The 23,108-nt window shown below is 58.3% G+C and carries 16 protein-coding genes and 3 pseudogenes; 12 read left to right on the forward strand and 7 right to left on the reverse strand.

Annotated features, from left to right (window positions below):
• Positions 1-64: 64 nt before the first annotated feature.
• The 5 genes from kdgD to HK44_RS21675 all read right to left on the reverse strand — a co-directional run bounded on the left by kdgD (position 65) and on the right by HK44_RS21675 (position 6,195).
• A complete protein-coding gene (gene kdgD / locus HK44_RS21655; protein WP_019691870.1) occupies positions 65-976 on the reverse strand; it encodes a 5-dehydro-4-deoxyglucarate dehydratase in 912 nt (303 codons plus the stop codon).
• A 640-nt stretch (positions 977-1,616) separates the two neighbouring features.
• Positions 1,617-2,366, reverse strand: coding sequence for a FadR/GntR family transcriptional regulator (locus HK44_RS21660; RefSeq protein WP_024265120.1), 750 nt, complete (start codon positions 2,364-2,366; stop codon positions 1,617-1,619).
• A 189-nt stretch (positions 2,367-2,555) separates the two neighbouring features.
• Positions 2,556-4,283: an ABC transporter ATP-binding protein/permease gene (locus tag HK44_RS21665; protein ID WP_019691867.1), complete on the reverse strand. Its 1,728-nt coding sequence runs from the start codon at positions 4,281-4,283 to the stop codon at positions 2,556-2,558.
• A 96-nt stretch (positions 4,284-4,379) separates the two neighbouring features.
• Positions 4,380-4,940 (reverse strand): response regulator transcription factor, encoded by a 561-nt coding sequence (locus HK44_RS21670; RefSeq protein WP_019691866.1) that lies wholly within the window; start codon positions 4,938-4,940, stop codon positions 4,380-4,382.
• On the reverse strand, positions 4,933-6,195 hold the full coding sequence (locus tag HK44_RS21675; RefSeq protein ID WP_019691865.1) for an ATP-binding protein: 1,263 nt from the start codon (positions 6,193-6,195) through the stop codon (positions 4,933-4,935). The genes HK44_RS21670 and HK44_RS21675 overlap by 8 nt, the downstream gene beginning before the upstream one ends.
• A 276-nt stretch (positions 6,196-6,471) precedes the next feature.
• Between HK44_RS21675 and HK44_RS21680 the strand changes: the two genes are divergently transcribed.
• Positions 6,472-7,188 carry an SIMPL domain-containing protein gene (locus HK44_RS21680; RefSeq protein WP_019691864.1) on the forward strand — a complete coding sequence of 239 codons (717 nt, stop codon included), beginning with the start codon at positions 6,472-6,474 and terminating at the stop codon, positions 7,186-7,188.
• A 266-nt stretch (positions 7,189-7,454) separates the two neighbouring features.
• On the opposite strand, the pseudogene HK44_RS21685 reads toward HK44_RS21680, so the two are convergent.
• Positions 7,455-8,535 (reverse strand): annotated as a pseudogene (locus HK44_RS21685) (IS110 family transposase).
• A 446-nt stretch (positions 8,536-8,981) separates the two neighbouring features.
• Between HK44_RS21685 and HK44_RS21690 the strand changes: the two are divergent.
• Positions 8,982-9,908, forward strand: coding sequence for a hypothetical protein (locus HK44_RS21690; protein WP_019691863.1), 927 nt, complete (start codon positions 8,982-8,984; stop codon positions 9,906-9,908).
• 163 nt (positions 9,909-10,071) lie between these two features.
• Positions 10,072-10,182, forward strand: a pseudogene (locus tag HK44_RS21695) (SIMPL domain-containing protein); the annotation flags it as partial.
• A 29-nt stretch (positions 10,183-10,211) separates the two neighbouring features.
• Here HK44_RS21695 and HK44_RS21700 read toward each other — a convergent pair.
• The gene (locus HK44_RS21700) at positions 10,212-10,589 is read right to left on the reverse strand and encodes a DUF6124 family protein (RefSeq protein WP_019691862.1); all 378 of its coding nucleotides are present in this window, start codon (positions 10,587-10,589) and stop codon (positions 10,212-10,214) included.
• 314 nt (positions 10,590-10,903) lie between these two features.
• On the opposite strand from HK44_RS21700, the gene HK44_RS21705 reads away from it, so the two are divergent.
• The 9 genes and pseudogenes from HK44_RS21705 (at position 10,904) to HK44_RS21745 (ending at position 23,009) form a co-directional block, all read left to right on the forward strand.
• Positions 10,904-12,505 (forward strand): ABC transporter substrate-binding protein, encoded by a 1,602-nt coding sequence (locus HK44_RS21705; protein WP_019691861.1) that lies wholly within the window; start codon positions 10,904-10,906, stop codon positions 12,503-12,505.
• A 258-nt stretch (positions 12,506-12,763) separates the two neighbouring features.
• Entirely contained in the window at positions 12,764-14,389 is a 1,626-nt protein-coding gene (locus HK44_RS21710; RefSeq protein ID WP_019691860.1) for an ABC transporter substrate-binding protein, read from the forward strand.
• A 300-nt stretch (positions 14,390-14,689) separates the two neighbouring features.
• Positions 14,690-15,793, forward strand: a pseudogene (locus HK44_RS21715) (ABC transporter substrate-binding protein); the annotation flags it as partial.
• A gap of 173 nt (positions 15,794-15,966) precedes the next feature.
• The gene (locus tag HK44_RS21720; RefSeq protein ID WP_019691858.1) at positions 15,967-17,379 is read left to right on the forward strand and encodes an OprD family porin; all 1,413 of its coding nucleotides are present in this window, start codon (positions 15,967-15,969) and stop codon (positions 17,377-17,379) included.
• 78 nt (positions 17,380-17,457) lie between these two features.
• The gene (locus tag HK44_RS21725) at positions 17,458-19,053 is read left to right on the forward strand and encodes an ABC transporter substrate-binding protein (RefSeq protein WP_019691857.1); all 1,596 of its coding nucleotides are present in this window, start codon (positions 17,458-17,460) and stop codon (positions 19,051-19,053) included.
• A 73-nt stretch (positions 19,054-19,126) separates the two neighbouring features.
• Entirely contained in the window at positions 19,127-20,137 is a 1,011-nt protein-coding gene (locus tag HK44_RS21730) for an ABC transporter permease subunit (RefSeq protein WP_019691856.1), read from the forward strand.
• A gap of 10 nt (positions 20,138-20,147) precedes the next feature.
• Entirely contained in the window at positions 20,148-21,059 is a 912-nt protein-coding gene (locus HK44_RS21735) for an ABC transporter permease subunit (protein WP_019691855.1), read from the forward strand.
• 10 nt (positions 21,060-21,069) lie between these two features.
• Positions 21,070-22,038 carry an ABC transporter ATP-binding protein gene (locus HK44_RS21740; RefSeq protein WP_019691854.1) on the forward strand — a complete coding sequence of 323 codons (969 nt, stop codon included), beginning with the start codon at positions 21,070-21,072 and terminating at the stop codon, positions 22,036-22,038.
• Complete coding sequence (locus HK44_RS21745) at positions 22,038-23,009, forward strand: peptide ABC transporter ATP-binding protein (protein WP_019691853.1); 972 nt, start codon at positions 22,038-22,040, stop codon at positions 23,007-23,009. The genes HK44_RS21740 and HK44_RS21745 overlap by 1 nt, the downstream gene beginning before the upstream one ends.
• Positions 23,010-23,108 lie beyond the last annotated feature (99 nt).

Here is a 23,108-nt window from a genome sequence, read left to right on the forward strand (position 1 = left end):
CCTTAACAGAAGTCTTTACACAAAAAGCCGCCGATTGCTCAGCGGCCCTGATTGATTCAACGGGTTATTGCGCGCCTTGCTTGTCCATCAACGCCGCGAGCATTTCGAACTCTTCTGGCGTCAGGTCAGTCAGCGGGGTACGTACGGGACCGGCATCGTAGCCGGCGATTTTCGCGCCCGCCTTGACGATGCTCACCGCGTAACCGGCCTTGCGGTTACGGATGTCCAGGTAAGGCAGGAAGAAGTCATCGATCAGTTTGCCGACGGTAGCGTGATCGTCGCGGGCGATGGCGTGGTAGAAATCCATCGCCATTTTCGGCAGGAAGTTGAACACCGCCGAGGAATAGACCGGAACGCCCAGCGCCTTATAAGCCGCGGCATAGACTTCGGCAGTCGGCAGACCACCCAGGTAGCTGAAGCGATCACCGAGGCGGCGACGGATCGACACCATCAACTCGATATCGCCCAGGCCATCCTTGTAGCCGATCAGGTTCGGGCAGCGTTCAGCCAGGCGTTCCAACAGCGGCGCGGTCAGGCGGCAGACATTGCGGTTGTAAACCACCACACCGATCTTCACCGATTTGCACACGGCTTCAACGTGGGCGGCAACGCCGTCCTGACTGGCTTCAGTCAAGTAGTGCGGCAGCAGCAGCAAGCCTTTGGCGCCCAGGCGCTCGGCTTCTTGAGCGTATTCGATGGCCTGACGGGTAGAACCACCGACACCGGCCAGAATCGGCACGCTGCTGGCGCAGGTGTCGACCGCGGTCTTGATGATTTCCGAATATTCGCTGGCCGCCAGGGAAAAGAACTCACCGGTGCCGCCTGCGGCGAACAAAGCCGAAGCACCGTATGGGGCCAGCCATTCGAGACGTTTGATGTAGCCCGCGCGATGGAAATCGCCCTGAGCATTGAAATCGGTAACCGGGAAGGACAGCAAACCGGAGGAGAGGATGGACTTCAGTTCTTGTGGATTCATTATTCGAACACCCTGGACACACGTTGTGATGAGAAAACCCGCTCAGCTCTCGCCGAAGTTGTATGTCATCGTACAACTTAAAATACAACCGTCAACTGCATTTCATCGTCTGACGGAAAACCACATCGGCCCTGGTCGATTTACGCCGAGCTGAGCGAACGCTTCCAGCCGACGCTGGACGTGCCGGGTAACGGCACCTCACGGAACATCTCCCGTCAGTTGCGCGGCGGCTCACCGCAGCTGATCGGCTCGATCGACACGCACTCCACCCGCTTCATTGACCGTAATGCCTGATAAGGAAATCATCGATGACCATCAACCTGAAACTCGAACTGGCCTCGGGCCAATCCCTCAACGGCGCCCCGCTGGAATTGCTGGCCAACGGCGTACCGGTTGCTCGGGCGATTGTGGATGACAAGGGGCATGTGACGTTTGACGCCAAGCTCGGAGTAGGGAAACTGTTCGATCCTGAGGACTGGCTGAGGTTATTGCGAGATGGCTGCCGGCCCTTTCGCGAGCAAGCTCGCACACTAGATCGACGTTGTACTCAGATTCTGTGTACGGCAAAGAGCCAATGTGCGAGCTTGCTCGCGATGGCAGTCTGTCAGGCGACAAACTTCTTGCACGTGAACTCCAAAACCTACCCGCGCTGCGCCTGTGCCTCTTCATGGGCATGTCGCAGTCGTTCGCGGCTGTTGGTCAGGTGCAGGCGCATGGCTGCGCGGGCGGCGTCCGAATCCTGGCGGGCGATGGCGTCATAGATTTCTTCGTGCTCACGCGCCAGACGATTCATGTAGTGCTGCTGGTCATCGTGGGCCAAGCGTGCGGAATTGAGCCGGGTACGCGGAATGATGCTGGTGCCCAGGTGGGTCATGATGTCGGTGAAGTAGCGGTTGCCGGTGGCCAGGGCAATCTGCAAATGGAACTGGAAGTCCGACGCCACCGCATCACCGGCGTGGGCCGCGCTTTCGTTCAAGGCATCCAGTGCCGCGCGCATCAAGGCCAACTGCTCAGGGCTGCGGCGTTGCGCTGCCAAGCCTGCGGATTCCACCTCCAGACTGATGCGCAATTCCAGAATCGCCAGCACATCACGCAAGGTCACCACGGTCGCCGGATCGATGCGAAAGCCGCTTGGGCTCGGCGTATCGAGCACAAACGTGCCGATGCCGTGACGGGTTTCAACCTGCCCTGCCGCCTGCAAACGCGATATCGCCTCACGCACGACGGTGCGGCTGACGCCATGGGCTTCCATGATCGCCGACTCGGTGGGCAACTTGTCGCCACGCTTGAGCAGGCCGTCGCGAATCTGCTCGGACAGCACTGTGACCAGTTCCTGCGCCAGGCTGCGACGCTTACGGGGAAGACGAGGGGCGTCGATCGGGTTTTCCATGGTGAACATCAGTCTCAGGCAAACGGTTGAGAACGCATCATAGCGCAGCGCAGTTGTACGATCACTGTCTGAGAACACCATCCCCCTGTGGGAGCGAGCCTGCTCGCGATAGCGGAGTGTCAGACACCTTGATGCTGGATGTCAGACCGTCATCGCGAGCAGGCTCGCTCCCACAAGGGGTTCTGGTGTTTACGCGGTAACGGTCTGCTCCAGCAGATGGCCGCTGTCGATCCGCACATGCCGTGGATGGAAACGTTTCAGGCTGCTGCGATGGCCGACGCTGACGATGCTCAGGCCTGGCAAGTGATCGATCAGCGCCTGATACAGCGACGCTTCATCTTCTTCGTCCATCGCCGAAGTCGCTTCGTCCATGTACAGCCATTGCGGCGCATAGAGCAGCGCTCGGGCAAACGCCAGACGTTGCTGCTCGCCCGGTGAGAGCATTCGCTGCCAGTGATTGGCTTCGTCGAGACGGGAAACCAGATGCGGCAAACGACAGGTTTCCAGCACGCGCGCGTAGTGCTCGTGCGGGTAGGTGTCGCCGGCCTGTGGATAACTCAGGGCGTCACGCAGGCTGCCAATCGGCAGATACGGCTTTTGCGGGAGGAACAGATAACGCGCAGCTGGCAGTCGGATGTTGCCGTGCCCCGCAGGCCAAAGGTGCCCCATCGCCCGCAGCAAGGTGGATTTGCCGCTGCCGGAACGACCGCTGAGCATGACGCGCTCGCCTGCCTCTACCGTCATGTCGGCATTGGTCAGCAAGTGACGACCGTCGGCCAGGTCCAGGCCCAGGTTGTGGATTTTCAGCTCTGAGCCCTGATTCTGCACGTCGATGGCCGGCTGGCGCTCTTCGTTTTCGCTCATGGCCTGACGGAAACTCAGCAAACGGTCGCAGGTGGCGCGCCATGAGGCGAGGTCCTGGTACGCACTGATGAACCAGCTGAAACTCTCCTGCACGTTGCCGAAGGCCGAACTGATTTGCATCAGTTCACCGAGTTCGATCTTGCCGGCAAAGTAGCGCGGCGCGGCGACCATGAACGGGAAGATAATCGCGATCTGGCCGTAACCGGAGGTAAAGAAGGTCAGGCGCTTGGACACTTTCATGATGTCCCAGAAGTTGTGCCAGACCCTGCCAAACCGTGTGCTCAAGCGCTGATGTTCGTTCGGTTCGCCGTTGTACAGGGCGATACTCTCGGCGTTTTCACGCACCCGGACCATGGAAAAACGCAGGTCGGCTTCGAAGCGTTGTTGTTGGTTATTCAGACCGATCAAGCGGCGACCGATCAAATGCGTCAGCCAGCTACCAACCGCTGCATAGACCAGCACGCACCAGAACATGTAGCCGGGAACGGTCAAGCCGAACACTTCAATGCTGCCCGACACGCCCCACAGGATGACCGAGAACGACACCAGGTTGACGACATTGCGGATCAGGCCCAGCCCCAAAGCCAGGGTGTTGGACGTGAAGTTGTTAAGGTCTTCGGAAATCCGCTGATCCGGGTTATCAGTGTAACCGCCCTGCTCCAGCTGATAGTAATTCTTGTCGCCGAGCCAACGGGCGAAGTGCTTCTCGGTGAGCCAGGCCCGCCAGCGAATGGTCAGCATCTGGGTCAGGTAAAGCCGGTACACCGCACCGACAATCGCCACCGCGGCAATCGCGCTGAAATACAGGATCAGCTGCCAGAAGGCCGCTTCGTCCTTCTTTTGCAGGGCGTTGTAGAAGTCCTTGTACCAGGTGTTGAACCACACCGAGATCCCCACGCTGATCAGCGACAGCACGATCACCGCGATCAGCAGTGCCCAGGCCGTGCCCTTCTCTTCACTGCGCCAGTACGGCGTGATCATCTGCCAGACACGGCGAAAAAACTGCCCGCGCACACTGTCGTTGACCGCGGAATATTCAGCGTTCTGATTCATGGTTCAGACTCGATAAAGAAAAGAACAGGCACGAGCCGATCATAGATGATCGGCTCGGGTTGTCGCGAGGTCTGGCGATAACCGTTCAGCGCCGGTTCAGCGACGAACGGGACGCTTCTGCAGTTTGCGCTGCAGGGTGCGCCGGTGCATGCCCAAGGCGCGGGCAGTGGCGGAGATGTTGCCTTCGTGCTCGGTCAGCACGCGCTGGATGTGCTCCCATTGCAGGCGGTCCACCGACATCGGGTTTTCCGGCACCAGGGTGTCAAGGTCGGCGTGCTCTGAGAGCAAGGCGGCCAGCACGTCATCGGCGTCGGCCGGTTTGCACAGATAGTTGCAGGCGCCGCGCTTGATCGCCTCGACAGCGGTAGCAATGCTCGAGTAACCGGTGAGGATCACCACGCGCATTTCCGGGTCGAGCTCGAGCAGTTTTGGCAGCAGCACCAGGCCCGAATCGCCGTCCATTTTCAGGTCCAGCGCGGCATAGTCCGGCAGATCCTGCTGGGCGATGATCAGCCCCTCTTCGGCGGAACCTGCAGTGCTGACGCGAAAACCGCGACGGTTCATGGCGCGTGCCATCACGCGGGTGAACGTTGCGTCGTCGTCTACCAGCAACAAATGCGGCAGGTCTTCGCCTTCGACTTGAATCTCGTCACTCATGTTCGTCTCCTCGGGCGACACGGGGCAGGCGCAGCTCGGTGAGCGTACCGCCGTCCTCATGACTGTAGAGTTTCACTGAGCCGCCGGCGCGTGTCACGCTGGCCTTGCTCAAAAACAGGCCCAGGCCGAAACCTTTGCCCTTGGTGGTAAAAAACGGTTTGCCGATCTGTTCGGCAATCGCCAGCGGAACACCGGGGCCGTGGTCGCGAATGCTGATGGTCAACTCGAAGGCATCCCAGTTCAGCGTCACTTCCAGCCCTTCGGGGCAGGCATCGGCGGCGTTGTTCAGCAAATTCAGCAAGGCCTGGGTCAAGTCTGGCGGCGGCGCCAGACGCGGTTCATCGCCAAGCCCCAGGCGCCGCAAGCGATAGGTCGCTTCGGGACGCATCAGGTGCCAGCGGTTAAGCGCCTCATCGAGCCAGACGCTGACGCCCTGCATCTCTACCGCCAACCGGCGATTGGCTTCGGCGGCACGAACCAGCTGCTGCAAGGTCTCCTTGCACAGTTTTACCTGATCCTGCAGCACCCTCAAGTCATCTTGCAGCAGCGGGTCGTGATGGTCTTGCTGCATTTCCTTGAGCAGCACGCTCATGGTCGCCAGCGGTGTGCCCAATTCGTGAGCGGCGCCAGCGGCCTGGGTCGCCACGGCCAGCAGTTGCTGGTCGCGCAGGCCTTCTTCCCGGCGAATCGCCCGCAGTTCTTCCTGGCGGCGCAGCTCTTCGGCCATCCGCGCAGCAAAGAACGTGATCACCGCAGCCGCCAGGGCAAAACTCAGCCACATGCCGTAGATCTGCATCTTTTCCCGGTACATCGGGAATGTTTCCAGCGGGTAAAACTGCGCCAGCAACAAGGTGTACATCGCCAGCGCGATGCCCGAGAGAACCACCGAATAGCGCCACGGCAGCGTCACGGCGGCAATGGTCAGCGGCACCAGGTAATAGGAAACGAACGGGTTGGTCGAACCGCCGGAGAAATACAGCAGCGCACTGTGGATAAACAGGTCGCAGGCCAGTTGCACGGCGTATTCGAGCTCGGTCACCGGCCACGAAGTGCGCAAGCGGATCGCGGTAAAGGCACACAGCAGCATCGAGCAACCGAGGGTCGCCGCCAGTTGAAACCACGGCAGCGGCAGCAGGTTGAACCAGTAGGCGAGCCCCACCGAACCGGCCTGAGCGGCCAGCACCAGGGTGCGGATGAACGTCAGTCGCCAGAGGTTCTGGCGAGTCGCGGAAAGCAGTTGTACGGGGGCGAGCATGAGCTCTCCTGATGAGCGCTCCAGGCGGATCGCGTCGAGTATAACCAAGCGAGGGCCCCGACAGGCAAAAGTGCGGCAAAGCGCCACAGGACAGTAAAGATCCATTGTGGTGAGGGGGCAAGCCCCCTCACCACAAACGCTCTTCACCAAGGGGAACGGTATGCGGTGTGATCTGTATAGAAGTTGTAACCGGGTGAACCCGACAATAAAAGCTAGAGTCTGATGGATTCACGCAGGTTCGGACCACAACCCCTGCGCATCATCCAAGGAGACTTCATGAACACATTGCGCCGCAGCGCCGCCCTTCTCGCCCTCAGTGCCGGCACCGTCGCCAGCCTGCCGGCATTGGCCGCCGACGAACTTCACTACAACCAGATTTCCCTGCGCGCTGAAGTCAGTCAGGAAGTGGCCCGCGACCTGATGATCGTGACCCTCTACACCGAAGAACAAAACACCGACCCGGCCAAACTCGCCGCCGACGTCAGCACCACCATGAACAAGGCGCTGGCCCAGGCCAAACAGGTCAAGGACATCACCCTGCGTCAGGGCAGCCGCAACAGCTACCCGATCTACGACACCAAGGGTCAGAAAATTACCGGCTGGCGTGAACGCGCCGAACTGCGCCTGGAAAGCTCGAACTTCGCGGCGCTGTCCAAGCTCACCGGCGAACTGCTGACCGACCTGAAAATGGGCGGTATGGACTTCGCCATCGCCACCCCGACCCGCAAGGCCAGCGAAGACGCCCTGCTCAAAGAAGCCGTCACCGCCTTCAAGGCCCGCGCCCAACTGGCCACCGATGCACTGGGCGGCAAGGGTTACAAAATCGTCAACCTGAACCTCAACAGCAACGGCTATCCACAGCCTTACCTGCGCGCGCCAATGATGATGAAAGCCGCGGGCATGGACTCGGCACCGGTGACACCGGATGTCGAAGCCGGCACCAGCCAGGTCAGCATGACCGCCGATGGGGCAATTGAAGTGTTGATGCCTTAAGGCGGTGAATCAGTCCGGCCGGGGTTGACTGTGCCGGCGTCATCGCGAGCAAGCTCGCTCCCACATCTATGGTTTACCCCTTTTCTGCAATACTGTTTTTGATGCGTGTTTGGCTTGCTTTCATCTATCCGGGCGTCTGTGTGGGGTGGCAACCCCGCGCCTCGATGAGAATCGATGCCCGACGATTCCTAATTATTCGAACGGCCTTTCAGCCCGTGTGGGAGCTCAGGGTTGTCGTCAGGCCGGTTGGCCGTTCACGTCATCAGTTATCCAGCATCGCAAAACCAGGTGGGTGGTGCTCGGGTGACAGCAGGGGTCAGGCGTTCATCGGCGGCTGGCCCTGCATCGAATTCGGTGTGGGGGTGGGCCGGCAATCGCCCAGGCGATCCTCGCCAGCTTGTTGGCCAGCGCGCAGACCACATGGTTGGAGTGATGGTGGGCCAATAGCTGCCGGACCCAGTCCGCCAGCCAGCCTTTCTGTCGGTCCAGTTGCATCAGGTAAACACGGGCACATTGGACAAGCAGGCGCCGCTGGTTGCGATCACCTCGCTTGCTGATGCCCAGCAGGACGGTCTTGCCGCCCGTAGAATGCTGTTTGGGTATCAGCCCGATTGAGGCCGAATAGCCTCGGCCGCATTTGAACTGCTTGCCATCGCCCAATTCGGCAGCCAGGACGCTGGAGGTGATCGGGCCTACGCAGGGCATGGTCATCAAACGAGCCGCCAGATCATCTTCGGCGGCCTGGCATTCCACTTCCTTGTCCAGCGTCTTGATCTGCCCATCCAGATAGGTGAAGTGCTCCTGCAACCTCGTCAGAAGTTTTTTGATGGGCACAGGAATTGAACTCGCTTCAAGCCGAGCGGGCAGTTCTTTGATGGGCTTGAAGCCTGTGGCCAGACTGACGCCGACCTCCAAAAGCGCTGCGTGAATCCGATTGACGGTCGCGGTGCGCTCTTTGATGAACGAATCGCGTGTCGAGTTGAGCATGGCCAGCAGCTGCTGAGCCTGGGTTTTGGGGTGTACAAAGCGCATTGTTGGACGAGTCGCCGCCTCGCAGATCGCCTCGGCATCAGCGAAGTCGTTTTTGTTGCTTTTCACGTAAGGGCGTACGAGATGCGGGGCAATGAGCTTGGGCGTATGTCCCAGCTTCGCGACCTCCTGCGCCATGAAGTGGGCTCCGCCGCAGGCTTCCATCACAACGGTGCAGGGTTCGAGATTCATCAGGTGCTGCATGAGCGCCGCACGAGTAAACTTTTTGCGGTAAAGCTCATGACCACGATCATCTTGCGCGTGTAGATGGAAAGAGTGTTTTCCCAGATCGATGGCGGCAATAGCTACTTTGTTCATGGCAACGGTCTCCGATGAGCCCCCTGCGAAAGCTTAGTGGGCGATCACAGGGGGCGGCGGGGGTAGCCATTTCATTATTGGATCTGAGCCAGTCCATACATTGTGTGTACGGCACATAACCTGTGGGAGCGGCGGTGCGGCGATCCGACTTGCTCGCGATCGGGCCTTCCACTCAACAAATGCTCACCTGACACACCGCACTACAGATTGACCCGGTGCGCCTGATCTACCTGAACCGATTGCAATGTACAAAACGAGGAAAACTTGCTCTCCAGAGAGCTAGCATATATCAAACCATTCAATCCAGACACTAGTAGTTCTGATAGTTCTCAATAGCGATATTTAAGAGTAAACATAGCTCTCCCGACTTAATCCGAATCGGAATTGATGTTGCGTTCGCTTAACTCTACATCTCATTGTTTAAGCTTAACTATTGAGGAATCCCTATGCCTGACACTCCAGTGCCTGACCGTGAGCTTCGCAGCGACATAGCCACAATGTCCGTCGCCCCGAACACAACGGTGAGCATCACTCCCCAGTACACTAACGGGACTTGGAAAGTGGATTATGTGCCACCTGAATACCGCCCCCCTATTCCGGGCCCGAGCGTTCAGCCTTACCGCGACAGGCCGCCTACCGGCAATGCCGGCACTATTACTATCAAGGGTGAGTATAAGTCGCCAGTTCTTCACGATACGGATGCACCCCTCACTGTTGTTGCTGTCACGGAAACCAACCCCAGCTCCAAGGAAACTCATACGACATATATAAATGTAATAACCCAGAACATTCTTGTTTGGCCCGATGTTTTATTAGTGGATGGCGGTGGTTTCCCGAGAGAATTGGATATCGCCAAGTTGGCCACCGATGGCTGGGCATCATATGAAGCGTACATCAAAGACCCGGGCCCAGACAGTGGCGCACTTTCTTCGATAGATGAATCCTGGGGAAGGGTGACCTATACGCCTGGACCACATACTCCTGGTTTGTCGGAATTGTTCACAACAATTGATGAAGTACAGGTCAAGAATCGTCTGACCCAGAAAATCGGGTCCGCTTATCTGCCAATCCTACAAAACCTTGTTAACGCGCCGATACTCCTTAATCAGGGCCAATCATCCTTACCAGAAGGTAAAGCACAATTCGAGGTCCACGATAGGAACGAGCAGCCAATCAAGGGTTTGACGTGGCAAGTCAAGCACGGCCCTGGGTCGATTGATAGTAATGGTTTGTATTATGTGAACCCCAATGAGCGTCATCTGCATGGGACGGTGGTCATTACCTCATATTTACATTCTGACGGCCCACTTCCACGCATTAACTTCCTTGTTGTCATACCATTGTGGATCTTTCGTCCAAATGCTGGACTCTAACATCTCGCCCTAGAGTTAACTTAACCGGTAGCCCGTGATCCCAGTCCCTCACGGGCTACTCTACGTAATCAGACAAACATCTCTTAGAAACCTAATGTGTCTACACCTATCTGTCAAAACCAAAAAAAATAACAATATGCCATCCAACTCATACTTCGGGTCGATGATGATAGCCGCAGGTATGGACTCGGCAATGGTCACTCCGCAAGTCGAACTCGGCACCAGCCAGGTCAGCATGACGGCCGATGGGGCGATTGAAGTGTTGATGCCTTAACCGCACGTGGGAACGATCATCACCTCGCGCTACGGATTGACCCGGCACGCCTGATCCAGCGCTTTATCCACCAACAGCTTGCTCAATTCGATCATCTTATAAATCCCCAACACTACGCTGCGTTGCGAGTCTTCGAGATCGAAAGCCAGGTCGCAGGCGATGGCGTTCGCGCTGGCAAGTGTCTCGGAGGCGCTGGCCAAGAGCATTTCAGTGTCGAGGTCGCAGGCAACAGTGAAGATATTGACCGGCTGGGCATCAGGGCGTCGGGACTTGTCCAGTGGTGGCGCCAGGTAGTAATCAAGAGCTCTATCCACAGCGGCACGGTCCTTGAGCAGGTCTTCGGCACTCGCGGCGTCGGAAATGGGTGTTGTTTTATTGAAGGCTTTCTCTGGAATCATCTTGTCCATGTATACGCTCCTGATCTAAATGGAGCCGTCACTTGCCGTTATGGTGGTGAGGCTATGCCCCCTACTTGTTTTCAGGATCCCGCTCCTGATCGCTGAACCGCAGCGAGGGCCAAAGATTAGATACCCCTCCAAAACCAACGCAACCGCCAAAACTTGCCAGAAACTTCCTACAAACAACCTCGGCTGACAGCGCTTTCTGTAGGAGCAGCCTATGGCAACTTCTACAATTTGACTCCACACACCCCAACAGCGGTAATCTCGATTCCCAGCGTTTTCGTTTAAGCCGCTCAACCCGGCTATTCCCAGGGGACTCCATGGAAAGAATCGTCTTCAAACCGCTCCTGCTGGCGGCGGCACTGGCCACCTGCGTGCCGCTGGCTCAAGCCGCAACCACCCTGGTCTACTGCTCCGAAGCCAGCCCGGCCGGTTTCGACCCGAGCCAGTACACCAGCGGCACGGATTTCGATGCTTCGGCCGAAACCGTGTTCAACCGTCTCACGCAGTTCAAGCGCGGTGGCACTGAAGTGGAACCGGGCCTGGCAACAAGCTGGGATGTCTCCAAAGACGGTCTGACCTACACCTTCCACCTGCGTGAAGGTGTGAAATTCCACACCACCGACTATTTCAAGCCAACCCGCGACTTCAACGCCGACGACGCGCTGTTCACTTTTCAGCGTCTGCTCGACCCCGAAAATCCGTTTCGCAAGGCTTACCCGTCCGAGTCGCCCTACTTCACCGACATGGGCCTGAACACGACGATCAAGAGCATCGATAAAGTCGACGAACATACCGTCAGTTTCAAACTGAACAACGTCGACGCCGCCTTCGTGCAAAACCTGGCCATGAGCTTCGCCTCGGTCCAGTCCGCCGAATACGCCGCGCAGTTGCTTAAGGATGGCAAAGCCGCGGACATCAACCAGAAGCCCATCGGCACCGGGCCGTTTGTGTTCAAGCGTTATCAGAAAGACTCGCAGATCCGTTACAGCGCCAACACGGCGTATTGGAAACCCGAGGATGTGAAGCTCGACAACCTGATTTTCTCGATCACCCCGGATGCCTCCGTGCGCTTGCAGAAGCTCAAGGCCGGTGAGTGCCAGGTCAGCGGCTATCCGCGCCCGGCCGATATCGAAATCATGCAGCAGGATCCAAACCTGCGGGTGCTCAAGCAAGCCGGTTTCAACCTGGGTTTCCTCGCCTACAACGTGACTCACAAACCGCTGGATCAGCTCAAGGTCCGTCAGGCGCTGGACATGGCCATCGATAAGCCGGCGATCATCAAAGCCGTCTACCAAAGCGCCGGCCAGCTGGCGCAAAACGCCCTGCCTCCAGCGCAATGGTCCTATGACCCGAACATCAAAGACGCGCCCCACGATCCGGCAAAGGCCAAGGCGCTACTAAAAGAAGCAGGGGTTGCGCCAGGCACCAGCATCGACTTATGGGCAATGACCGTGCAGCGCGCCTCCAATCCCAACGCGCGGATGTCGGCGCAAATGATTCAGCAGGACTGGGCCAAGGTCGGGATCAAGGCCAATATCGTCAGCTATGAGTGGGGCGAGTACATCAAACGCGCCAAGAACGGCGAACACGACGCAATGATTTACGGCTGGACAGGCGACAACGGCGACCCGGACAACTGGCTCGGCGTGCTCTACAGCTGCGCCGCCGTGAAAGGTAGCAACTACGCCAAGTGGTGCGACCCTGCGTACGACAAGCTGGTTCAGCAGGCCAAGGTCTCCACTGACCGTGACGAGCGGGTCAAGCTTTATCAACAGGCACAAAAAATCCTTAAGCAACAAGTGCCTATCACACCGATCGCCAACTCGACGGTTTTTCAGCCTCTGCGCAAGGAAGTTTCCGACTTCAAGATCAGCCCGTTCGGCCTCACTCCGTTCTACGGGGTGGGTATAAATAAGTAACACCGCGCTCTCGCCGGGTGCGACAGGCGCCCAGGCTGCACCTCTATGGTGCGTAGTTTGCACCAAGGAAAACGACCGCAAACGGTCAAATGCGTCAACTTTTACACATATGCGACATTAAGGTACGTTCGTGCCACTGTTTAAGGCTTGTAGCCCCCCGACATCTTGCATTGGGTATGGGCCCTGCATAAGTATCCGCAGGTCGACTCACGAGGTCGTCCTCTAATTCCAAAAATGACAACAAATCATGAGGCCACCATGCTTAAACACGCGGTCATTCCGTTTTTAGTCGGCGCGAGCTTGTTAGCTAGCGCACCTTTCGCCCATGCGGCGACTAACCTGGTGTTTTGCTCCGAAGGGAGCCCGGCCGGTTTTGATCCTGGTCAGTACACCACCGGAACCGACTTCGACGCCTCTGCAGAAACCATGTTCAACCGTTTGAGCCAGTTCGAACGTGGCGGCACCGCCGTTGTTCCTGGCCTGGCCACCAGCTGGGACATTTCCCCGGATGGCCTGACTTACACCTTCCATCTTCGTGAAGGCGTCAAGTTCCACACCACCCCGTATTTCAAGCCAACTCGTGAGTTCAACGCCGACGACGTGCTGTTCACCTTCAATCGCATGATTAACAAGGATGATCCGTTCCGTAAGGCGTACCCGACCGAATTCCCGTACTTCACCGACATGGGGATGGACACCAACATCACCAAGATCGATAAAGTCGACGATCACACCGTCAAGTTCACCCTCAAGGAAGTTGATGCCGCGTTCATCCAGAACATGGCCATGAGCTTCGCTTCGGTCCAGTCGGCCGAGTACGCTGCCCAGTTGCTCAAGGAAGGCAAAGCCGCCGACATCAACCAGAAGCCGGTCGGCACTGGTCCGTTCGTGTTCAAGAGCTACCAGAAAGATTCCAACATCCGCTACACCGGGAACAAGGACTACTGGAAGCCTGACGACGTCAAGATCGACAACCTGATCTTCGCCATCACCACCGACCCGTCGGTGCGTATTCAGAAGCTGAAAAAGAACGAGTGCCAGATCACTCTGTTCCCACGCCCGGCCGACCTGAAGGCGCTGAAAGAAGACAAGACTCTGAAGGTGCCTGACCAGGCTGGTTTCAACCTGGGTTACATCGCCTACAACGTAATGGACAAGATCAAGGGCAGCGATCAGCCAAACCCGATGGCGCAACTGAAAGTGCGCCAGGCGCTGGACATGGCCGTCAACAAACAGCAGATCATCGACTCGGTTTACCAGGGTGCGGGTCAACTGGCGGTCAACGCCATGCCCCCAACCCAGTGGTCTTACGACACCACCATCAAGGATGCACCGTACAACCCTGAGAAAGCCCGCGAGCTGCTCAAGGAAGCCGGCATCAAGGAAGGCACCGAGATCAACCTGTGGGCAATGCCGGTGCAGCGTCCTTACAACCCGAACGCCAAACTGATGGCTGAAATGCTGCAGTCCGACTGGGCCAAGATCGGTATCAAGGCCAAGATCGTGACCTATGAGTGGGGCGAGTACATCAAGCGCTCCAAAGGCGGCGAAAACGGCGCAATGCTGATTGGCTGGAGCGGCGACAACGGTGACCCGGACAACTGGCTGAACGTGCTGTTTGGCTGCGATTCGCTGCAAGGCAACAACTTCTCCAAGTGGTGTGACAAGAAGTTTGACGGCATCGTGAAAGAAGCCAAGCGCACCACCGATCAGGCCAAGCGCACCGAACTGTACAAACAGGCGCAACACGTCCTCAAAGACGCCGTTCCAATGACACCTATCGCTCACTCAACGGTGTTCCAACCCATGCGCGACAACGTGCAGGACTTCAAGATCAGCCCGTTTGGCTTGAACTCCTTCTACGGCGTCAGCGTCAGCAAGTAAGGTTTTGCAACGGCGACGTTCTTGACGTCGCCGTTGCTCTATCTGCCATAACAGCTGGAATTCGCCTACTTCCCAAACCACTGCGGACTACTGCAGCGGGTTTAGGACGTGTCGCCTTTTCCTACCTGTTTTTCAGGCCATTCGCCTTTACCACCTGAACTTCGACCCCTACCGTCGAGGTCCGGTCGTGCTATCGCTGCGGCTGGCAACTGCTGAACCCATGGCATTGATTCAGTGATACCTGCGCGTCCCCGGAGGGGACGACGGCTCACTGTTACACCTAAAAAGAGAGGGAGCGCCATGCGCCATACCTTGGTTTTATCCGCATTGCTGGGCACCGGCCTGTTGGCCGCCACGTCAGTCAGTCAGGCCGCCAATAACAGCCTGGTGTTTTGCTCTGAAGGCAGCCCGGCGGGCTTCGACACCGCGCAGTACACCACTGCGACCGACAACGACGCCGCCGAACCGCTGTACAACCGGCTGGCCGAGTTCGAAAAAGGCGCTACCAGTGTCGTACCCGGCCTGGCTACCCGTTGGGATATTTCCGAGGATGGTCTCAAGTACACGTTCCACATGCGCGAAGGGGTGAAATTTCACACCACCCAGTACTTCACACCGAGCCGCGACTTCAACGCCGACGATGTGTTGTTCACCTTCAATCGCATGCTCGATACCGAGCATCCATTCCGCAAGGCTTACCCGACCGAGTTTCCGTACTTCAACGGGATGAGCCTGAACAAGAACATCGCCAAGGTCGAGAAAACCGGGCCGTTGACCGTGGTCATGACCTTGAACTCGGTAGACGCCGCGTTCATTCAGAACATCGCCATGAGTTTCGCCTCGATTCTCTCCGCCGAATACGCCGACCAGTTGCTCGCGTCCGGCAAGCCGAGCGAGATCAACCAGAAGCCGATCGGCACCGGGCCGTTCGTGTTCAAGAGCTACCAGAAAGACTCCAACATCCGTTACGTCGGCAACAAGCAGTACTGGGACCCGAGCCGGGTCAAGCTCGACCAACTGATTTTCGCCATCAACACCGATGCGTCGGTGCGTGTGCAGAAGCTCAAGAAAAACGAGTGCCAGATCACCCTGCACCCACGCCCGGCCGATGTCGACGCGTTGAAAAACGACCCCAAGCTGCAACTGATCGAGAAGCCCGGTTTCAACCTTGGCTACATCGCCTACAACGTGCGGCATAAACCCTTCGACCAGCTCGAAGTACGCCAGGCGCTGGACATGGCGGTGAACAAGCAAGGGATCCTCAAGGCCGTGTACCAGGGCGCCGGTCAACTGGCGGTCAACGCCATGCCACCGACCCAGTGGTCCTACGACGAAACGATCAAAGACGCCGCCTACAACCCGGAAAAAGCCAAGGAATTGCTCAAGGCTGTCAGCATCGACCAATAACTGATTAGCCAGAACCCTGAGGGCGATTTTCGCCCTCACGTGAAGGTGTTGCCTGAATTCGGCGAACACGCCAAATGCAAACGTTTGCGTTACGTAAATGAGTTCAAAACCAAATAGCCGGATCACCCAATAAAACCGGCATTAAAAAAAGAAAGAAAGGAGCTTCACCCATGAAACTGAGCAGCACCGCATTATTGGCCTTGGCCATCAGCAGCGTCACGGCCACGGCTTATGCTGAATCCCAAAGCCAGGAATTCACCCCGGTTACGGTCAACACCAGCAGCGCACAAGCCGCTGCAACAGGCTTTGTCGAAGGTCAGAAGATCGATGGCACCACGCGTAACTGGTACGCCAACGAACAACTGAAACGTGGCGGCAAGTTCACCTACCGTAAAGACGGTGTGGCGACGCCAACCGACCGCCGTATCAACTGGGTTCAGGGCACTATCGTCAAGTACAACTCCGGCTTCACTCAGGGCACTGTCGGTGTCAGCACTGAAGTGGCTGCCTACAACGCCGTTGCACTGGATCGTGATCACAAGGATCTGGCGTCCAACAACGGCGGTGCACCGGGCTCTCGTCCAGGCGCAGGCAACAACCGTACCCTGACCAAAGAAGGCGGCGATGCCCAAGGCCAGTGGAGCAAACTGGGTCTGGCCAACGTCAAGTTCCGCGTATCGAACACGACCCTGACCGCCGGTCGCCAGAACTTCAGCACCCCGATTGTCGACACCATCGGCAACCGTGCGTTGCCTTCGAGCTTTGAGGGCGTGAGCCTGCACAGCGAAGAGCTGAACAATCTGTCGTTCGATGCGGGTTCCTTCGACCGTGTATCCCCGCGGACCGAAGAGAGCCTGTCGAAATTCCGTACCGAGTACACAAACAACAAGGCCGAAACCGATCACGTGAACACCGCTGGCCTCAACTATCAGCCGTTCAAAAGCCTGAAAACCAGCCTGTACGTCGCAAACGTCGAAGACTTCTGGAATCAGTACTACTTCGGCGCCAGCCACGAACTGGGCGATAACTCGGTGCTGGGCCTGACCACCGGCCTGAACTACTACAAAACCCTCGACACCGGCAAAAAGGAAATGGGCAACATCAACAACGATGCCTATTCCCTGTCGTTCGGCCTGACCCACCAGGCTCATAGCCTGAGCTTCTCGTTCCAGCAAATTGCCGGTGACGAGTACTTCGACTACCTGCACGAAACCAACGGTATCTACCTGGCCAACTCCCTGCTCTCGGACTTCAACGGCCCGAACGAGAAGTCCTTCCAGATCGCCTATGGCCTGAACATGGCTGAATACGGCGTGCCAGGCCTGAAGTTCAACATCTATCAGGCTCGCGGCTGGGGCATCGACGGTACGCACTACACCGGCACTGCCTACGACGTGAAAAACATGGATGGCGAGCACCACTATGAATACGGCATCGGTGCTTCGTACGCCGTACAGAGCGGCCCACTCAAGGCCACCGCTATCCGCGCGACCTACACCGCGCACCGCGCCAGCGAAAACCAGGCTGACGGCAGCCTCAACGAGTTCCGTCTCGTGACCACCATCCCGTTCAACATTCTGTAAAAGCGCTGCCAAACGGCTGACTCACGATGAGTCGGCTGTCTGGTTTTTTCCTGTTCAACCGATTGCAGAGGGCTCTAGATGAAAATGCTTCCCCTACGAGCGGCCATCGCCGCTGCGTTGCTGAGTGTCGCTATCGGCGCCTCGGCCAAACCCTTGGTGGTCTGTACCGAAGCCAGCCCGGAAGGCTTCGATATGGTTCAGTACACGACTGCAGTCACAGCCGATGCGGTGGCCGAAACCATCTTCAACCGTCTGGCGGACTTCAAGCCCGGCACCACTGAAGTGATTCCGGCACTGGCCGACTCCTGGGACATCAGCGAGGATGGTCTGACCTACACGTTCCACCTGCGCAAAGGCGTCAAGTTTCATACCACCGATTACTTCAAGCCGACCCGCGACATGAATGCCGACGACGTGGTCTGGAGTTTCCAGCGTCAACTGGACCCGAACCACCCGTGGCACACCCAGTCGAGCGTGGGCTTCCCGTACTTTGAAAGCATGGGCTTCAAAGAGCTGCTCAACAGTGTCGAGAAGGTCGACGACAACACGGTCAAATTCACCCTGACCCGCCGTGAAGCACCGTTCCTGGCGGACATCGCCATGGCCTTCTCCTCGATCTACTCCGCCGAGTACGCCGACCAGTTGCTCAAGGCCGGCAAGACCGGCGACCTGAACAACAAACCCGTCGGTACCGGCCCGTTCATCTTCCAGCGTTACGCCAAGGATGCCCAGGTTCGCTTCAAGGCCAACCCGGAGTACTTCCGTGGCAAGCCACCGGCTGACGCGCTGATTCTGGCCATCGCCACCGACAACAACGTACGCCTGCAAAAGCTCAAGGCCAACGAGTGCCAGGTCGCGCTGTATCCCAAGCCCGATGACATCCCGAGCATCAGGAAAGACACCAACCTGAATGTCGATGAACTGGACGCGATGACCGTCTCGTACATCGCCATGAACACCACCCACAAGTACATGAGCGACGTGCGGGTGCGCAAAGCCATCGATATCGCGTTCGACAAGGAAGCCTACGTCAACGCGCTGTTCGGCAAAGGCAATGCCTCGGTAGCCGTGAACCCGTACCCACCGACCCTGCTGGGTTACAACAAGACCCTGAAAAACCCCAAACGTGACCTGGACAAGGCTCGCGCCCTGCTCAAGGAAGCCGGTGTTCCGGATGGCACCGTGTTCACCCTGTTCACCCGTAGCGGTAGCGGCCAGACCAACCCGAATCCGATGCTCGGTGCGCAGATGATGCAGGCCGACCTGGCCAAGGTCGGAATCAAGATCGACATTCGCGTCATGGAATGGGGCGAGATGCTCAAGCGCGCGAAAAACGGTGAACACGATATGGTGTCTGCCGGATGGGCGGGCGATAACGGCGACCCGGATAACTTCCTGACGCCTATGCTCAGTTGCGAGGCCGCCAAAAACGGCGAAAACTACGCCCGCTGGTGCAATGAGAAGTTCCAGACGCTGATCGATGAAGCCCGGGCTAAAGTAAACCCGGCCGAACGCGCAGCGCTCTATGAACAGGCGCAGGCTATTTTCAATCAGGACCAGCCATGGATCAGCATGGCGCACACCCGAATGTTTACGGCCATGCGCAATAACGTCGAGGGTTATCACATTAGCCCCCTGACCACTAACAACTTCGCCACCACCCAGGTGAAGTAGATAAGAAACTCCCGGCCTCCCTGATCCCAGGGAAGTCGGGCACGCCTAACCGGCTGATGAGGTACACCAGAAGATGTTTAGTTTTATTGCCCGCCGATTGGGATTATTGATCCCCACGTTCTTCGGCATCACCTTGCTGACTTTCGCGTTGATTCGCATGATTCCCGGCGACCCCGTGGAAGTCATGATGGGCGAACGTCGGGTCGATCCCGAAATGCATGCTCAGGCAATGGAACGCCTTGGTCTGAACAAGCCGTTGTATGCCCAATACCTGGACTACATCGGCAAACTGGCCCACGGCGACTTGGGTGAATCCCTGCGGACCCGTGAAAGCGTATGGACCGAGTTCACCTCGCTGTTCCCGGCAACCCTGGAACTGTCCTCGGCAGCCCTGCTGTTCGCTGGCGTTTTCGGTCTGTTGGCCGGGGTGATCGCGGCCTTGAAGCGAGGGTCCCTGTTCGACCATGGGGTCATGGGCATCTCCCTTGCCGGGTATTCGATGCCGATTTTCTGGTGGGGCCTGATCCTCATCATGTTCTTCTCGGTCTCCCTGGGCCTGACTCCGGTGTCCGGGCGGATCGACCTGCTATACGACATCGAGCCAAGAACCGGCTTCATGCTCATCGACACCCTGCTGGCCAATGACACCGGCGCGTTCTTCGACGCCCTGCACCACCTGATTCTTCCGGCCATTGTGCTCGGCACCATCCCGCTGGCGGTGATCGCCCGGATGACCCGTTCCTCGATGCTCGAAGTCCTGCGTGAAGACTACATCCGTACCGCCCGGGCCAAAGGCCTGTCGCCGTCGCGCGTGGTATTCGTTCACGGCCTGCGCAACGCCTTGATCCCGGTACTGACCGTGGTCGGCCTGCAAGTCGGCACATTGCTGGCCGGTGCGGTTCTGACCGAAACCATCTTCTCGTGGCCCGGTATCGGCAAATGGCTGATCGAAGCCATTGGCGCCCGGGACTATCCCGTGGTGCAAAACGGAATTCTGTTAATCGCCTGCCTGGTGATTCTGGTCAACTTTGTAGTGGATATTCTTTATGGCTTCGCAAACCCACGCATCCGTCACCAGCGCTGAGACCCTACGTATGAGTACTCCAACTACCGCCGTAGCAGTCGACCAAAGCCTGCTGTATCCGTCGCCGTACAAAGAGTTCTGGCAAGCGTTCTCCAAGAACAAGGGCGCCGTCGCCGGCCTGTTGTTCATGCTGCTGGTTATTTTTTGCGCGATTTTTGCCCCATGGGTTGCTCCGCATAACCCGAGCGAGCAGTTCCGCGACTTCCTGCTGACCCCGCCGGCCTGGCTGGCCAATGGGCAGATGCAATTCCTGCTCGGCACCGATGAACTGGGACGCGACCTGCTGTCGCGTCTGATCCATGGTTCGCGCCTGTCCTTGATGATCGGCTTGTCGTCGGTGGTCATGTCGCTGATTCCGGGGATCCTGCTGGGTCTGTTCGCCGGGTTCTTCCCGCGCCTGCTGGGCCCGACCATCATGCGTCTGATGGACATCATGCTGGCCCTGCCGTCCTTGCTGCTGGCTGTGGCGATCGTCGCCATCCTCGGCCCTGGCCTGATCAACACTGTGATCGCTATCGCCGTGGTGTCCCTGCCGGCCTACGTTCGTCTGACCCGCGCAGCGGTAATGGGCGAACTGAACCGCGACTACGTGACCGCCGCGCGCCTGGCCGGTGCCGGTCTGCCACGCCTGATGTTCATCACCGTGCTGCCCAACTGCATGGCGCCGCTGATCGTTCAGGCGACCCTGAGCTTCTCCTCGGCGATTCTCGATGCCGCGGCACTGGGCTTCCTCGGCCTTGGCGTACAACCGCCAACCCCTGAGTGGGGCACCATGCTGGCGTCGGCTCGCGACTACATCGAACGCGCCTGGTGGGTCGTCAGCCTGCCTGGCTTGACCATTTTGCTCAGCGTGCTGGCAATCAACCTGATGGGCGACGGCCTGCGCGATGCGCTGGACCCGAAACTCAAGAACGCCGCCTGAGGAGATTCAAATGTCACTGTTGGAAATCAAGAATCTCAACGTTCGCTTCGGCGACAAGAACGCCGTTCCGGTGGTCGACGGTCTCGACATTTCCGTGGACAAGGGCGAAGTCCTGGCCATCGTTGGCGAGTCGGGGTCCGGCAAGTCCGTGACCATGATGGCGCTGATGGGCCTGATCGAACATCCGGGGATCGTCACCGCTGACGCCCTGAATTTCGACGGCAAGAACATGCTCAAGCTCAGCAATCGTCAGCGTCGGAAAATCGTCGGCAAAGACCTGGCCATGGTCTTCCAGGACCCGATGACCGCACTGAACCCGAGCTACACCGTCGGCTTTCAGATCGAAGAAGTGCTGCGCCTGCACCTGAAAATGTCCAGCAAGGACGCCCGCAAGCGCGCCATCGAGTTGCTGGAAAAAGTCGAAATCCCGGGTGCCGCGAGCCGTATGGACGCCTACCCGCACCAACTGTCCGGCGGTATGAGCCAACGTGTGGCGATTGCCATGGCGATTGCTGGCGAGCCGAAACTGCTGATCGCCGACGAACCGACCACCGCGTTGGACGTGACGATTCAGGCGCAAATCATGGACCTGCTGCTGGCGCTGCAAAAAGAGCAGAACATGGGCCTGGTGCTGATCACTCACGACCTCGCCGTGGTAGCCGAAACCGCCCAGCGCGTGTGCGTGATGTATGCCGGCCAAGCGGTAGAAGTCGGTCAAGTGCCGCAGTTGTTCGACATCCCTGCACACCCGTACAGCGAAGCGCTGCTCAAGGCCATTCCCGAGCACAGCCTGGGTTCCTCGCGCCTGTCCACCCTGCCGGGTATCGTTCCCGGCCGTTATGACCGTCCGCAAGGCTGCCTGCTCTCGCCGCGCTGCCCGTACGTGCAGGACAGCTGCCGTCAACAACGTCCAGGCCTGGACCCGAAAAGCAACAGCCTCGCCCGCTGCTTCTATCCCTTGAATCAGGAGGTGGCGTAATGGCCGTCGTTCTCACCGCCCGTGACCTGACCCGTCACTACGAAGTCTCCCGCGGCCTGTTCAAAGGCACCGCGCTGGTACGCGCGCTCAACGGCGTGTCGTTCGAACTCGAGGCCGGCAAAACTCTCGCCGTGGTTGGCGAATCCGGCTGCGGCAAGTCGACCCTGGCCCGCGCCCTGACGCTGATCGAAGAGCCGTCTTCCGGCTCGTTGAAAATCGCCGGGCAAGAAGTCACCGGCGCCAACAAGGCCGAACGCAAACAGCTGCGCAAAGACGTGCAGATGGTGTTCCAGAGCCCTTACGCCTCGTTGAACCCACGGCAGAAAATCGGCGATCAGCTTGCAGAGCCACTCTTGATCAACACCAAACTTTCCGCGGCCGAACGCCGTGAAAAAGTCCAGGCGATGATGAAGCAGGTCGGCTTGCGTCCTGAGCACTATCAGCGTTATCCGCACATGTTCTCGGGTGGTCAGCGCCAGCGGATCGCCCTGGCTCGGGCCATGATGCTGCAACCCAAAGTGCTGGTCGCGGACGAACCGACCTCGGCGCTGGACGTGTCGATCCAGGCCCAGGTGCTGAACCTGTTCATGGACCTGCAGCAAGAGTTCAACACCGCGTACGTGTTCATCTCCCACAACCTGGCAGTGGTGCGTCACGTCGCCGATCAGGTGTTGGTGATGTACCTCGGCCGTCCGGTGGAAATGGGCCCGAAAGAAGACATCTACACCCGTCCCCTGCACCCGTACACCCAGGCTCTGCTGTCGGCCACACCAACGATCCACCCGGATCCGGACAAGCCGAAAATCAAGATCGTTGGCGAACTGCCGAACCCGCTGAACCCGCCGTCCGGCTGCGCCTTCCACAAGCGCTGCCCGTATGCAACCGAGCGGTGTAGCACCGAAGAGCCGGCGTTGCGCCAGCTCGACAGCCGCCAGGTGGCCTGCCATTACGCCGAGCAATTCGTCGTCTAAGCCGGGCATGAAAAAGCGCCCTCTCGGGGCGCTTTTTGGAACGCGTTGACCAACCCTCCTCCTGTCGGACTGCGCATCAGTCAGGCAGGAGGGGTTTTC

The organism is Pseudomonas fluorescens HK44 (assembly GCF_000217955.3).
Classification (GTDB): Bacteria; Pseudomonadota; Gammaproteobacteria; order Pseudomonadales; family Pseudomonadaceae; genus Aquipseudomonas; species Aquipseudomonas fluorescens_AQ.

Coding starts and splice junctions, on each gene's coding strand:
- kdgD (WP_019691870.1), bottom strand. CDS start 976: ATGAATCCACAAGAACTGAAGTCCATCCTCTCCTCCGGTTTGCTGTCC.
- HK44_RS21660 (WP_024265120.1), bottom strand. CDS start 2,366: ATGGAAAACCCGATCGACGCCCCTCGTCTTCCCCGTAAGCGTCGCAGC.
- HK44_RS21665 (WP_019691867.1), bottom strand. CDS start 4,283: ATGAATCAGAACGCTGAATATTCCGCGGTCAACGACAGTGTGCGCGGG.
- HK44_RS21670 (WP_019691866.1), bottom strand. CDS start 4,940: ATGAGTGACGAGATTCAAGTCGAAGGCGAAGACCTGCCGCATTTGTTG.
- HK44_RS21675 (WP_019691865.1), bottom strand. CDS start 6,195: ATGCTCGCCCCCGTACAACTGCTTTCCGCGACTCGCCAGAACCTCTGG.
- HK44_RS21680 (WP_019691864.1), top strand. CDS start 6,472: ATGAACACATTGCGCCGCAGCGCCGCCCTTCTCGCCCTCAGTGCCGGC.
- HK44_RS21690 (WP_019691863.1), top strand. CDS start 8,982: ATGCCTGACACTCCAGTGCCTGACCGTGAGCTTCGCAGCGACATAGCC.
- HK44_RS21700 (WP_019691862.1), bottom strand. CDS start 10,589: ATGGACAAGATGATTCCAGAGAAAGCCTTCAATAAAACAACACCCATT.
- HK44_RS21705 (WP_019691861.1), top strand. CDS start 10,904: ATGGAAAGAATCGTCTTCAAACCGCTCCTGCTGGCGGCGGCACTGGCC.
- HK44_RS21710 (WP_019691860.1), top strand. CDS start 12,764: ATGCTTAAACACGCGGTCATTCCGTTTTTAGTCGGCGCGAGCTTGTTA.
- HK44_RS21720 (WP_019691858.1), top strand. CDS start 15,967: ATGAAACTGAGCAGCACCGCATTATTGGCCTTGGCCATCAGCAGCGTC.
- HK44_RS21725 (WP_019691857.1), top strand. CDS start 17,458: ATGAAAATGCTTCCCCTACGAGCGGCCATCGCCGCTGCGTTGCTGAGT.
- HK44_RS21730 (WP_019691856.1), top strand. CDS start 19,127: ATGTTTAGTTTTATTGCCCGCCGATTGGGATTATTGATCCCCACGTTC.
- HK44_RS21735 (WP_019691855.1), top strand. CDS start 20,148: ATGAGTACTCCAACTACCGCCGTAGCAGTCGACCAAAGCCTGCTGTAT.
- HK44_RS21740 (WP_019691854.1), top strand. CDS start 21,070: ATGTCACTGTTGGAAATCAAGAATCTCAACGTTCGCTTCGGCGACAAG.
- HK44_RS21745 (WP_019691853.1), top strand. CDS start 22,038: ATGGCCGTCGTTCTCACCGCCCGTGACCTGACCCGTCACTACGAAGTC.